Annotated in this window: 12 protein-coding genes; all 12 read left to right on the top strand. The window is 64.2% G+C overall.

From position 1 onward, the window contains the following. Positions 1 to 211: 211 nt before the first annotated feature. The 12 genes from LQD11_RS13885 to LQD11_RS13830 all read left to right on the top strand — a co-directional run bounded on the left by LQD11_RS13885 (position 212) and on the right by LQD11_RS13830 (position 12,728). Positions 212 to 1,702 carry a protein adenylyltransferase SelO gene (locus LQD11_RS13885; RefSeq protein ID WP_420828270.1) on the top strand — a complete coding sequence of 497 codons (1,491 nt, stop codon included), beginning with the start codon at positions 212 to 214 and terminating at the stop codon, positions 1,700 to 1,702. Positions 1,703 to 1,765: 63 nt separating this feature from the next. Then, complete coding sequence (locus LQD11_RS13880) at positions 1,766 to 2,338, top strand: PilZ domain-containing protein (protein ID WP_008931543.1); 573 nt, start codon at positions 1,766 to 1,768, stop codon at positions 2,336 to 2,338. A gap of 146 nt (positions 2,339 to 2,484) precedes the next feature. Continuing rightward, positions 2,485 to 3,906, top strand: coding sequence for a sigma-54 dependent transcriptional regulator (locus LQD11_RS13875; protein ID WP_276315715.1), 1,422 nt, complete (start codon positions 2,485 to 2,487; stop codon positions 3,904 to 3,906). A gap of 154 nt (positions 3,907 to 4,060) precedes the next feature. Then, positions 4,061 to 5,086: a sigma-54 interaction domain-containing protein gene (locus LQD11_RS13870; RefSeq protein WP_276315714.1), complete on the top strand. Its 1,026-nt coding sequence runs from the start codon at positions 4,061 to 4,063 to the stop codon at positions 5,084 to 5,086. 47 nt (positions 5,087 to 5,133) lie between these two features. Then, on the top strand, positions 5,134 to 5,457 hold the full coding sequence (fliE, locus tag LQD11_RS13865) for a flagellar hook-basal body complex protein FliE (protein ID WP_008931540.1): 324 nt from the start codon (positions 5,134 to 5,136) through the stop codon (positions 5,455 to 5,457). Between the two features lie 19 nt (positions 5,458 to 5,476). Next, positions 5,477 to 7,138, top strand: a complete 1,662-nt coding sequence (gene fliF, locus LQD11_RS13860; protein ID WP_238618075.1) for a flagellar basal-body MS-ring/collar protein FliF — start codon at positions 5,477 to 5,479, stop codon at positions 7,136 to 7,138. Then, a complete protein-coding gene (fliG, locus tag LQD11_RS13855) occupies positions 7,122 to 8,135 on the top strand; it encodes a flagellar motor switch protein FliG (RefSeq protein ID WP_412852767.1) in 1,014 nt (337 codons plus the stop codon). Before fliF ends, fliG begins: the two co-directional genes overlap by 17 nt. A gap of 18 nt (positions 8,136 to 8,153) precedes the next feature. After that, the gene (locus LQD11_RS13850) at positions 8,154 to 8,918 is read left to right on the top strand and encodes a flagellar assembly protein FliH (protein ID WP_238618073.1); all 765 of its coding nucleotides are present in this window, start codon (positions 8,154 to 8,156) and stop codon (positions 8,916 to 8,918) included. Continuing rightward, positions 8,911 to 10,332: a flagellar protein export ATPase FliI gene (fliI, locus tag LQD11_RS13845; protein ID WP_238618072.1), complete on the top strand. Its 1,422-nt coding sequence runs from the start codon at positions 8,911 to 8,913 to the stop codon at positions 10,330 to 10,332. The genes LQD11_RS13850 and fliI overlap by 8 nt, the downstream gene beginning before the upstream one ends. A gap of 25 nt (positions 10,333 to 10,357) precedes the next feature. Continuing rightward, a complete protein-coding gene (fliJ, locus tag LQD11_RS13840) occupies positions 10,358 to 10,798 on the top strand; it encodes a flagellar export protein FliJ (protein ID WP_238618071.1) in 441 nt (146 codons plus the stop codon). A 70-nt stretch (positions 10,799 to 10,868) separates the two neighbouring features. Continuing rightward, a complete protein-coding gene (locus LQD11_RS13835; protein WP_238618070.1) occupies positions 10,869 to 11,945 on the top strand; it encodes a flagellar hook-length control protein FliK in 1,077 nt (358 codons plus the stop codon). A gap of 285 nt (positions 11,946 to 12,230) precedes the next feature. Then, the gene (locus LQD11_RS13830) at positions 12,231 to 12,728 is read left to right on the top strand and encodes a flagellar basal body-associated FliL family protein (protein ID WP_238618069.1); all 498 of its coding nucleotides are present in this window, start codon (positions 12,231 to 12,233) and stop codon (positions 12,726 to 12,728) included. The last annotated feature ends 9 nt before the right edge of the window (positions 12,729 to 12,737 follow it).

The raw sequence follows: 12,737 nt of genomic DNA, 5'->3' as shown, positions 1-12,737 counted from the left end.
TGGGCCCTTGCACATCGCGGACGATGAGGGTCGCTGTGGGGTCGGCAACGATGATTTTCATTTTTGTAATAGGTATATAAGCTAGAGCGTAGACCCGGAATTGAGTATGGTCAATATTCCTTGCCGCCGTCGGCGCGAACCCCGACGGCGGCGCGTGGTCGGATTGCTGTGGCGGTGTGCCCGCCGGCCCAATGAAGGAGGTTTGAACCCTGTGTCCCCGGTGCCTGATCCGATCCCGTTTTCCAACACCTATGCCCGCCTGCCGGAGACCTTCCATGTCCGGCTTGACCCGGATCCGGTGCCTGCCCCCTCCCTGATAGAACTCAATCACGACCTGTGTCGGGAGCTGGGCATCGATCCCCTGTCCCTGACGCCGGAAGTCTGGGCCCAGGTGTTTGCGGGTAACCGCGTACTGCCCGGCTCGGAGCCCCTGGCCATGGCCTATGCCGGCCATCAGTTCGGGCATTTCGTGCCCCGGCTGGGGGATGGGCGGGCCATCCTGCTGGGGGAAGTGGTGGATGTGCGGGGGCAGCGTCGGGATATCCAGCTCAAGGGATCGGGCCGTACCCCGTTTTCCCGGGGAGGCGATGGCCGTGCCGCCCTCGGTCCGGTGTTGCGTGAGTATCTGGTCAGCGAGGCCATGCATGCCCTGGGCATCCCTTCGACCCGGGCCCTGGCCGCCGTCTCCACCGGAGAACCGGTGCTGCGGGAAACGGTCCTGCCGGGGGCTGTGCTGACCCGGGTGGCAGCCAGTCATGTGCGGGTGGGGACATTTCAGTATTTCGCCATGCGTGGCGATCGGGCGGCGCTGGGGCAACTGGCGGACCATGTCGCGGATCGTCATTACCCCTGGACCCGTGAGGCGGACCAGCCCGGTCTGGCCTTGCTGGAGGCCATCGTGGAAGCCCAGGCAAGGCTGGTGGCCCTGTGGATGGGGGTGGGGTTTATCCACGGGGTGATGAACACGGACAACATGGCCGTGTCCGGACAGACCATCGATTTCGGTCCTTGCGCCTTCATGGACGTCTATCATCCGGATCAGGTCTTCAGTGCCATCGATAGCCGGGGGCGTTATGCCTATGCCAATCAGCCGGCCATGGCCCAGTGGAATCTGGCCCGATTGGCCGAGACATTGCTGCCGTTGATCGGCTCCGACGAAAATCAGGCGCTGGAATCGGCCACGGATCTGGTAAATTCCTTCTCCGAACGGTTTGCGCGTCACTGGATTGACGTGATGGGCCTCAAGCTGGGGCTGAGCACGGCCGATAAGGGGGACATTGCCCTGATTCAGGGGTTGCTGCAGGCCATGCAGCAGGGCCAGGCGGATTTCACCCTGTGTTTTCGTCATCTGTGTGATGCGGCCGAGGACGAGGGGCAGGATGAGCCGGTTCGTCGCCTGTTCACGCAGCCCGAGGCCTTCGATGCCTGGGCGCGGCAGTGGCGGTCACGCCTGCGCCGGGAGGGAGCGATGTCTCCCGGGGCGCGGGCCGCGCGCATGCGACGGATCAACCCGGCCTGTATTCCCCGCAATCATCGGGTGGAACAGGTGATTGCGGCGGCCGTGGAGGCGGGGGATTTCGGGCCTTTTCGGCGGTTGCTCAAGGTGGTGCGCAATCCCTGGGCACTGGCGGAGGACGACCAGGCCTATGCCCGGCCTCCGGACCCGGCGGAGCGGGTGTACCAGACTTTCTGCGGTACTTGATCGGGGCGGATCCGGGATATCCGGGTTTTGCCTGTCACTTTGCGGTTATGCTGAAATGAGATCATGACGACAGACGATCCCTTCAAGGATGTGCTGGTGATCAGGGATCGACTCCCCCTGGCGATGGAACCGGTGGACGGGATTCCTCCGGCTGAAGAGCTGGCCCGGATCAATGAAGCCAATGAAAGCCTGCTCCGGGTCTGCGCAGGCATGGATGATGTTCAGCCGCGACGGATCGATGACGCCGGTGAGGTGACCCAGGAACTGCTCAGAATCGAGTCGAAGGTCAACCTGCTGGTGGAAATGGTGAGTCTGTTGCTGCATGCCCATGCGCGGATTCCGCCGCCGGTTCCTTTGCGGATTTCCGCCGAAGGCCTGGGCTGGGTCCAGCCGGAGTCCCTGCCGCCCGGGCAGGCCCTGTGCCTGAGCTTTTATCTGTGTCCCCAGTTTCCCCGGCCGCTGACGCTGTATGCCCGGGTGACCTCGTGCGAGGCCGCGGAATCGGGCTATGATCTGAGCGTGCTGTTCCAGGGAATGAGTCCGGCACTCGAAGACGGCATTCAGAAAATGGTGTTCCGGCGCCATCGACGCAGCATCGCCCAGAGCCGGTCCAGGCGTGATGAAACCCCGAACTGAACGGGTCGGGACGGCGGCGCAGGTCAACTGAGCCTTTTCAAAAAGCGGTTATTGTTTCGGACCCATGGAACGGTCCAGGGCGTATATTTATGACACTTCAAGACCCATTATCGACAACCGAAGACGCGGACGGACAGCCTCCACTGTTGCCCGATGTCGTCCTGGTGGTGGCGGGGGATGCCCGGCGCGCCGAACGCATGGAAACCATCCTGGACTTTCTGGGCTGTCGTCCACGGGTGATGTCGCCACGGGAGTGCGGCGCTCATCTGCGGGAGCAGACCCGGGGGGACTGGCTGGCGATTCTGGTCAGCGGTTGCGCCGTGGCGCATGGGGCCGAGCTGGTGGAACCCCTGTCGGCGCTTGATGGATTGCCCCCACTGATCCTGGCGGGTGCCGCCGAGGAATTTTCATCCCTGCCGGATGCGATGCATCCCCGGGTGCTGGGTCGCCTGGACTTCCCCCTGCGTTATCCCGCCTTGTCGGGCAGTCTGCAGACGGCGCGTCATCTGGTGGTCAACGGGGTCTCGCCGGACAAGGTCCGGCATCAGGCGCTCTACCATTCCCTGGTGGGGTATCACCGGACCATGCAGCGTATCCGTGAGCTGATCCAGCAGGTGGCGATGACCGATGCCAATGTGCTGATTCTGGGCGAGACCGGGACCGGCAAGGAGGTGGTGGCCCGCAATGTTCACCAGTGCTCGTCCCGTGGCGGCAAGCCCTTCGTGGCGGTGAACTGTGGCGCCATTCCCGGAGAATTGCTGGAAAGCGAGCTGTTCGGTCATGAAAAGGGGGCCTTCACCGGCGCCATCACCGCCCGTCCCGGTCGCTTCGAGCTGGCCCAGGGCGGCACCCTGTTCCTGGACGAGATCGGTGACATGCCGCTGCCCATGCAGGTGAAGATCCTGCGGGTACTGCAGGAACGTACTTTCGAGCGTGTGGGCAGCACCAAGACGCTGACCACCGATGCACGCATCATTGCCGCGACCCATCGGGATCTGGAGGTGGCGATCCAGGAAGGCACCTTCCGGGAAGATCTGTATTATCGACTCAATGTATTCCCCATCGAGGTACCGCCGCTGCGGGATCGGCTCAGGGACCTGCCCTTGCTGATCGATGAGCTGGTGACCCGGATGGAGGCCGAGGGACGCTCCGGGGTGCGGTTTTCTCCCGCTGCCCTGCGGGTACTGTCCCGTTATGACTGGCCCGGCAATGTTCGTGAGCTGGCCAACCTGGTGGAACGTCTCTCCATCATGTTTCCGGGAGAAACCGTGTCGCCTGATGACCTGCCCGGCAAATTCAGGGCCGGCCTGAGTGAACAGGATCTGCAGACCATCAGTGCGGCCGAGGTCGATGCTCCCGTCACCCTGGAGGCCGGGTTGCCCGAGTCCGGGCTGGATCTCAAGGAGTACATCAGCGATCTGGAGACCCAGCTGATCCGGCAGGCCCTTGATCGCTCCGACGGGGTGGTGGCCCATGCCGCCAAGTTACTGGGCATGCGCCGGACCACGCTGGTGGAAAAGATGCGGAAATACGGCGTCCAGCGGGATGATATGACGACGGAATCCTGACGCAGTTCTGTTTTTTGTTTTTAAGTATCTGTTTTTAATTGTTTTTATTTTCTGGCACGTTACCTGCTTCTGGAAGGTTGCAGGCCACTCCATCGCCGGTGTTACGTCACCGCCGGGAGGGCCGACAACCGGACCACATTTCGGAGCAGGTGAGATGACCCAGGCAACACTTCTGACAATGGACCCTTCCGGCGGGGCCTTCGAGCTGGTCGCGGAGGACCCGCGGAGCCGGGAACTGGTGGAGCTTGCGCGTCGTGTTGCCGCCTCGGAAGCGACCGTGATGCTCAACGGCGAGTCGGGGGTGGGCAAGGAAGTCTATGCCAGATTCATTCATGCCCACTCTCCCCGCGCCGACGGTCCCTTCGTGGCGGTCAACTGCGCAGCCATTCCCGAAAACATGCTGGAAGCCATGCTCTTCGGTCATGAGCGGGGGGCATTCACGGGGGCCTATGAATCCCGTCCCGGCAAGTTCGAGCTGGCGGAAGGGGGGACCCTGCTGCTGGACGAGATCTCCGAGATGGATCTCTCCCTGCAGGCGAAATTGCTGCGTGTGCTGCAGGAGCGGGAGGTGGAGAGGCTCGGCGGACGGCGTCCCATGCAGATGGATGTCCGGGTGCTGGCCACGTCCAACCGCAATCTCATGCAGGCGGTGGCGGAGGGCAAGTTCCGCGAGGACCTGTTCTACCGGCTCAATGTCTTCCCCCTGGTCATTCCCCCGCTCCGGGAGCGTCCCGGCGACATCCTGCCCCTGGCCCGACGACTGATCTATATCCACGGTCGCGCCATCGACCAGGCCAATCTCACCACCGCCGCCGCGGCACGGCTGATGGATCACACCTGGCCGGGCAACGTGCGCGAGCTGGACAACGTCATCCAGCGGGCCATGATCCTGCGCGACGGAGAGGAACTGGATGCCGCCTCCATCCAGTTCGAGGCCATGGGGAAGGTCGATGCCGCGCCCCATGCTTCTCTCCATGCCCCTGTCTCGGAGCCGACGTCCGCCGCCACCCAGCGCCTGGGTGACAGGCTGAGGTCCCGGGAAGAACAACTGATTCTGGATGCTCTCAGGGTGGAAGAGGGCAGCCGCAAGGACGCCGCCGCCCGTCTGGGCATCAGCCCGCGCACCCTGCGCTACAAGCTGGCCAGACTGCGCGATGCCGGCGTGACCATTCCCTATTGACATGCATTGATGCTTGGTCCGCCGATGCGGGCCGGGAGGGTATCGAGATGAGTGACATGCAGATCAACCAGGTGCTTCAGCAGATGCGCGTGCTGGCGGCCAGTGCCGGTCTGGAAGGGCCCAAGGCCGCGGTGCCACCACCGGCGCAGCCCAATTTTGCCGCGGCGCTGAAGCAATCCATGGACAAGGTGAACAGTGCCCAGCAGAAGGGCAATCAGCTGGCCACCCGGTTCGAGATGGGGGACCCTGACGTGGATCTGGCCCAGGTGATGATCGCCACGCAAAAGGCCAGCATCTCCTTCGAGGCCACCATGCAGGTGCGCAATCGTCTGGTGTCCGCCTATCAGGACATCATGAACATGCAGGTGTAGGTCCTTTTAAGGAAGCATCATGGCCACTTCACTGACCACGACGTTCAATCAGCAGATGCAGGGTTTCACCAGTCTGCCCCGGCAGAGCCAGGTCGGCTTGCTGGTCGGGGTGGCGGCGGTGGTCGCCCTGGTGGCGAGTCTGTTCCTGTGGGTCACCCGGCCATCCTATGCCGTGCTCTTCCCCGGGTTGGGAGAACGGGAGTCGGCTCAGGTGATGGAGGCACTGGGGCGTCAGGGCATCAACTACCGGATCGACCCCATGACCGGCGCCCTGACGGTGCCCGCGGGACGGGTGCATGAAGCCCGCCTGCAGATGGCGACGGAAGGATTGCCGCGCACGGGGGGATTCGGTTTCGAGCTGATGGAACAGGATCAGGGGATCGGAACCAGTCGCCTGGTGGAGACGGCCCGTTATCACCGTGCCCTGGAAGGAGAACTGGCCCGTTCGGTATCGACCCTGGCCAGCGTGGAGACGGCTCGGGTGCATCTGGCCATGCCCCGGGAAACCGTGTTTGTGCGTGACCGCACCAAGCCCAGTGCCTCGGTGCTGGTCAATCTCCACCCCGGCAGGACGCTGACGGAACGTCAGGTGGCCGGCATTGTCCATCTGGTTTCGTCCAGCATTCCCGATCTGGAGCCGGAGCGGGTGACCGTGGTGGATCAGCGAGGTCAGTTGCTGACCCCCAGGGACGAGGATGAGGGCATGAATCTCTCCACCCGTAACCTGGAATTCACCCGCCGCATGGAAGAGAGCTATGTCCGACGCATCATGGACATCGTCTCGCCCATTGTCGGACCCGACGGGGTGCGCGCCCAGGTGTCCGCCGACCTGGACTTTTCCCGCATCGAACGCACGATCGAGAACTATGACCCCGAACTCACGGCCCTGCGCAGCGAGCAACTTGCGGAGGAGGAATCCCGCGGCAGTCTGGGCATGATGGGTATCCCCGGTGCCCTGACCAATCAGCCGCCCGCGGGTGGCGTGCTCGATGCCGAAGGGGAGGGTGTGCTGGGGCCTGATGCCGCCGCCATGCCCGGCTCCAGCAGTCGCCGCATGACCCGTAATTACGAAGTGGATCGCACCATCAGCCACGTCCGCGAGGCGCCCGGTACCGTGCGTCGCCTGTCGGTGGCGGTGGTACTGGATTTCCGTGAACAGTTGAATGAGGATGGGGAGATGGTGCGCGAGCCCATCCCCCAGGAAGAACTGCAGCGCATCGAGAACCTGGTGCGCGAGGCGGTGGGCTTTGATGCCCGTCGCGGCGACAGTGTCAATGTCATGAACGCCCCGTTCCGCGCCGTGGCCGAGCCTGATCCCTTCCCCGCGCCGGTGATCTGGCAGGAGCCCTGGGCTCAGGATCTGGCAAGAATGGCGCTGGTGGCACTGGTGGCCCTGCTGCTGATCCTCCTGGTGGTCCGTCCCATGCTCAAGGGACTGGCCGCCAAGGGTGCGCCGGAAACGGAGGAAGAAGCGGAGGAGCGCAAGCGCCTGGAAGGTGAAGGGCTGGGAGAAGATCAACTCAGCCTGACCCACGAGGGCGCCGGTGAACCTCAGGCCCTGCCGGGTAAGAAGCCGGCAAGCTATGAAGAAAATCTGCAGCGGGTGCGCGAACTGATCAAGGAAGATCCCAAACTGGTGGCTCAAGTGGTGAAGAACTGGGTGGCTGAAGATGGATCCTAAGAGCAAACTGTCCGGGCCCGACCGGGCCGCGGTTTTCCTGATGAGCCTGGGCGAGGAATCGGCCGCCCAGGTCCTCAAGCACATGGGTCCCAAGGAAGTGCAGCGGATCGGGACCGCCATGGCCTCCCTGTCCAATGTCTCCAAGAAGGAGGTGGGAGAGGTGCTGGATGACTTCATCGCCGTGGTGGAGGAGCAGACCGCGCTGGGCATGGGGTCGGACGAGTACATCCGCAGCGTGCTCACCTCCGCCCTGGGCAAGGACAAGGCGGACGGGGTGATCGACCGGATCCTGCTGGGACGCAACTCCAAGGGGCTTGAATCCCTGAAGTGGATGGACCCCCGCGCCGTGGCCGAGGTCATCCGGCTGGAACATCCGCAGATCATCGCCATCGTCCTGTCCTACCTGGATCCGGACCATGCCGCCGCCGTGCTGTCCTTCCTGCCGGATCGTACCCAGCCGGACATTCTGATGCGCATTGCCACCCTGGATGGAGTACAGCCGGCGGCACTGATGGAACTGGACGAGATCCTGGAACGTCAGTTTGCCGGCAACCTGAACGTCAAGTCCTCGTCGGTGGGCGGCGTGAAGAGTGCCGCCAACATCCTCAATTTCATGGACTCCACCAAGGAAGGCATGATCATGGACAAGGTCCGGGATCTGGACGAGGGCCTGGGGCAGAAGATCCAGGATCTCATGTTCGTGTTCGCCAACCTGGTGGATGTGGACGATCGCGGTATCCAGTCCCTGTTGCGGGAGGTGTCCACCGACTCCCTGGTTCTGGCCCTCAAGGGTGCCGACGACGCGGTCAAGGACAAGATCCTCCGGAACATGTCCAAGCGCGCCGCCGAGATGCTGCAGGACGACCTGGAGGCGAAGGGGCCGGTGCGTCTGAGCGAGGTGGAGGTCGCGCAGAAGGAAATCCTGAGCATCGCCCGGCGCATGGCCGAGTCCGGCGAGATCGTGCTCGGCAACAAGGGCGCCGAGCAGATGGTCTAGTCCGGACGGAGACACTGAATGATCGAACGCATTATCACATCGGAAAAGGGGACTGGTGCCAGGCGCTGGGAACTGCCCGATATCCATGCGCCCCTGGCGGATCAGGCATCTGATCCCGAACCGTCGGCGCCGGAGACAGAGGCGGAAGACGAGGCGCTGGATTCGGCGCCCGGTTTGCCCACCGCCGACCGCATCATGGACATCGAGCGCCAGGCCCGTGAAGAAGGCCTGCGGGCGGGACAGGAGGAGGGGCGCCGACTGGGGCTGGAGCAGGGTCGCAAGGAAGGATTTGCCAAGGGACAGGCGGATGGCCTGAAGGCCGCCGAGGCCGCCGTGAAGGAGCGCCTGGCGCTGCTGGACCATCTGATCCAGGGGCTTGAGCAGCCCTATGCGGCGCTGGATGCCGCAGTGGAGGACGAACTGGTGCAACTGGCCATGGCGGTAGCCCGCCAGCTGGTCCGCCGCGAGTTGAAGACCGACCCCGGGGCGATCGTCGCGGTGCTCAGGGAGGCCCTGGAAGCCCTGCCCAGCGCCGAACGCAAGCTGCATCTGCACCTGCATCCGGATGACAGCAAGCTGGTCCGGGAAACCCTGCGGCTGGATGATCTGGAACGTCCCTGGTCCATTGTCGAAGATCCCACTCTCAGTCGCGGCGGGGTGCGGGTGATCACCGAAACATCACGGGTGGATGCCACCCTGGAATCCCGTCTGAATGCCGTCATTGCCTCGGTATGGGGCGGGGAGCGCAGCACCGATCAGGGGGGAGGCGGCGGCGATGACTGACACCCGCCGGTTGCCGCCCGCGCTCCGTCCCGACGTGCGTTCCAGCCTGCTGGCGGAGACACTGGCCCGGTATCGGGCACGGGCGGCCCGTGCCCAACCGGTTGTCGCGGAGGGGCGTCTGGTCCGGATGGTGGGCCTGACGTTGGAGGCGGAAGGTTGTCAGGCCTCCATCGGTGGGCGCTGCCGGGTCATCAGTGCCGGCGGCCACGAGGTGGAGGCGGAAGTGGTGGGTTTTTCCGCGGAACGTACCTTCCTGATGCCGGTGGGCGACGTCAGTGGCCTGACGCCGGGCGCCCGGGTGATTCCCACCCGTCATGCCCGCGACACCCAGGTGGGTGACGCCTTGCTGGGGCGGGTCCTGGACGGTTCCGGGCGGCCGCTGGATGGTCGCCCCGCGCCCCAGTGCGATGCGCATGTCTCCCTTAACGGTCGCAGCATCAACCCCCTGGCCAGGCGCCCCATCCACGAACCCCTGGACGTGGGAGTCAGGGCCATCAACGGCTTGTTGACGGTGGGCCGGGGTCAGCGCATGGGGCTGTTCGCCGGTAGCGGCGTGGGCAAGAGCGTGCTTCTTGGCATGATGACCCGTTACACCACGGCGGACATCACGGTGGTGGGCCTGATCGGGGAACGGGGCAGGGAAGTGAACGAATTCGTCCAGAACATCCTCGGTCCCGAGGGCATGGCGCGGGCCGTGGTGGTGGCGGTGCCGGCGGATCATCCTCCCCTGATGCGTTTGCACGGGGCCATGCTGGCCACCAGCATTGCGGAATACTTCCGCGACAAGGGGCATGACGTATTGTTGCTGATGGATTCCCTGACCCGGTTTGCCCAGGCCCAGCGGGAGATCTCCCTGGCCATTGGCGAGCCGCCGGCGACCAAGGGGTATACCCCGTCGGTCTTTGCCAAGTTGCCCCAACTGGTGGAACGGGCCGGAAACGGGGATCAGGGTAGTGGGTCCATCACGGCTTTCTATACGGTGCTGGCCGAAGGGGACGACACCAATGATCCCATCGCCGACGCCGCCCGGGCGATCCTTGACGGCCATGTGGTCCTGTCGCGACGGATTGCCGACACGGGACGGTATCCGGCCATCGATATCGAGGCCTCCGTGTCACGGGTGATGAACGAGATCGTGGACCCCGGGCATATCCAGGCCGCCCGCCGCTTCAAACAACTGTATTCCCACTATCAGCAGAATCGGGATCTCATCAGCGTGGGTGCCTATCAGCGCGGTGCCGATCCTCGGGTGGACGAGGCCGTTGCCATGCAGCCCAGGCTGGAACAGTACCTGCAGCAGGACATGCGCCAGTCGGTGACGTTCAAGGACAGCCTGAAGGCACTGGATGGACTGATGGAACCGCCGCCGCCCCCGACCGGCGGTGACGAGCGGGGCAGGCAGCTGATCCGTTGATGGGCTGTAACCAGAGAGGTAGGTCATGAATCGATCCAAACGCATGGAACCCGTGGTACAGGTGGCGGATAACCGCCAGCAACTGGCCGCACAGCGCCTGGGTCAATCACAGCAGGCCCTGGAAGAGCGCGTCGCGCGTCTGGAGGAGCTGAGCAGCTACCGTGACGAGTATGCCCAGCGCTTCGAGTCCCAAAGCGGGGTGGGCATGACCGGCATGTCGGTGCGGGACTACCGCCTGTTTCTGCACCGTCTCAATGAAGCGATCGAACAGCAGGCGAGGCTGGTGGCCGCCGCTCGGCGCGAACTGGAAATGAGCCGTGGGCGTTGGGTGGAGGCCCGGGGCAAGACCGAGGCCCTCAATCGTGTGGTCGAACAGTTCCAGCACGAAGAGCGCAGGGCGCAGGACCGACGGGAACAGGCGGAGCAGGACGACCGTAACGGTCGCCGGCGACATGACATCGAGTGATTCCTGGCCCGTATATTGCAAACGTTTATCATCATTTCGGGACTCACCTGATACTGTCGAGGGTCTGGCCATGAACATGTCATTCATGCCCTTTTCTGCACTGAACGCCCTGCCTGCCCTGGGGGGGGATTCGCGCAGTCCTGTCGCTGCCCTGACCGGGGAGGGCGCCGATTTTCACCTGAGCCTGCTGGGACAGTTGCAGCAGCTGACGGGCGGCCATCCGGACCCGATGCAGTCCGTGGCCCTGGATGCCTTGCTGGCGCAGGATCCGACGGCGATGATTTTCCCGCCCGACTGGCTGGCTCGGCTCATGGATGAGGCCGGCATCACCCTGGAGGATCTGCGGCAGGAGGGGGACGATACCGCAATGGCCTCCCTGCTGGCGGCATGGCAGCAACTGGCCGAGACGGGCCGGGGATTGCCGGGAATTGCCGGGGAATCCTTCAATCCCGGGGGGGATCGTCGCCCGGAAGGGGGCGGGCTCACCGCGCTGACGGCGGCGTTGACCCAGGTGTTGCACGGGCAGCAGGGCGCGGGAGCGGCACAACAGGACGGGAGCCCGATCATGCCTCAGGCGTTGCATGCCCTGGTGGCCCGGTTGGGCGGGGAGGGCGGGCGTGACGCGGCCGCTCCCCTGGCGCCGACCAGTGCCGAGACATTGCCTGCCGGTCAGGCCCAGCCCCATTCCCCGACGCAGCCCCTCCCCCTGCGTGCCCTGGATGTGGACGTGCCGATGTCACGCCCCAACTGGGGGCAGGCGGTGGGCAGCCGGGTCCTGTGGATGGTGAACCAGAACATGCAGGGGGCGGAACTGAGGTTGAGCCCACCCCACCTGGGGCCGCTGGAGGTGCGCATCACCATGGAGGGCGATCGTGCCAATATTCAGTTCCTGGCCCATCATCCCCAGGCCCGCGAGGCACTGGATGCCGCCATGCCCAGGCTGCGGGAGATGTTTGCCGACAGCGGCGTGCAGTTGGGTGATGTGGATGTTTCCGGTCGCGAGGCCGGCGGACAGGACGAGATGGCTCGGGACGAGGCCGGATTGCGTCCGGATGATCCCGACGGTGTCGATCCGCGTGTCGCCGGAGACGGGACCGCGGGCGCCGCCGATCCGAACGGTACCGGCCTTCTGGATGCCTATGCCTGATCACCTTTCCCGGCCTCTAGCGGCCGCGGAAGGTGCCGTCGTCGATGCCGCGCCTCTTCGGGGCGGCGTCTCCTGTCCGACCACCGTATAATTCCCTCCCTGTACACCTTGCCTTTCCGGCGGGCCGTGTCGGCCCGTCGTCCCGTGGCTGTCGTCGGTCGTCAATATTTCGTCACGTCCTGGTGTTCCTGGTTCTCAGGTAATTGATTTTATGGCACTTTGTGTTTCTTTTTTATCTGGCACGGGTGTTGCTTCTTTCCATGAAAAACGGAGGCCCAGGCAGTCATGGCCAAAAAACCTGAAAAAACCGCCGCCCCCAAGCCCACCAAGGGCAAGGGCGGCATGCTGAAGCTGATAGTGATCATTCTGCTGACCACCTTGGTGGCCGCCGGGGCCGGCGGCGGGATTGCCTGGTATCTGCTGGGCGGTAGCGAGCCGGGGCAGGATCGTCCGGAGCCGGTGCGGCCGGCCATTTATCTGCCTCTGGACCCTCCGCTGGTGGTGAATTTCCAGGGCTCGGGCCGGATACGCTTCGTGCAGGTGGGCATCGTGGTCATGGCGCGGGATCAGGCCGTGCTGGACGGGGTGAACCGCCACATGCCGGTCATCCGCAATAACCTGATGATCCTCATCGGCAACAAGACCTATGACGATCTGATCACCGAGGCAGGCAAGGAACAGGTTCGCGCCGAAGTGCTGGAGGAAGTGATCAACGTGCTGGGCACGCGGGGAGAACGCACCCAGGTGGAAGCGGTGTACTTCAACAGTCTTGTGATGCAGTGAGGCAGAGTG

This window comes from Ectothiorhodospira shaposhnikovii (genome assembly GCF_022227765.1).
Lineage (GTDB): Bacteria > Pseudomonadota > Gammaproteobacteria > Ectothiorhodospirales > Ectothiorhodospiraceae > Ectothiorhodospira.
This window is presented reverse-complemented; position numbering and strand designations above follow the sequence as displayed.

Bases quoted from the DNA above. Each gene is read 5' to 3' on its own strand.
- LQD11_RS13830 (WP_238618069.1), top strand. From the start codon at position 12,231: ATGGCCAAAAAACCTGAAAAAACCGCCGCCCCCAAGCCCACCAAGGGC.
- LQD11_RS13880 (WP_008931543.1), top strand. From the start codon at position 1,766: ATGACGACAGACGATCCCTTCAAGGATGTGCTGGTGATCAGGGATCGA.
- fliJ (WP_238618071.1), top strand. From the start codon at position 10,358: ATGAATCGATCCAAACGCATGGAACCCGTGGTACAGGTGGCGGATAAC.
- LQD11_RS13870 (WP_276315714.1), top strand. From the start codon at position 4,061: ATGACCCAGGCAACACTTCTGACAATGGACCCTTCCGGCGGGGCCTTC.
- LQD11_RS13835 (WP_238618070.1), top strand. From the start codon at position 10,869: ATGAACATGTCATTCATGCCCTTTTCTGCACTGAACGCCCTGCCTGCC.
- LQD11_RS13850 (WP_238618073.1), top strand. From the start codon at position 8,154: ATGATCGAACGCATTATCACATCGGAAAAGGGGACTGGTGCCAGGCGC.
- fliE (WP_008931540.1), top strand. From the start codon at position 5,134: ATGAGTGACATGCAGATCAACCAGGTGCTTCAGCAGATGCGCGTGCTG.
- fliI (WP_238618072.1), top strand. From the start codon at position 8,911: ATGACTGACACCCGCCGGTTGCCGCCCGCGCTCCGTCCCGACGTGCGT.
- fliF (WP_238618075.1), top strand. From the start codon at position 5,477: ATGGCCACTTCACTGACCACGACGTTCAATCAGCAGATGCAGGGTTTC.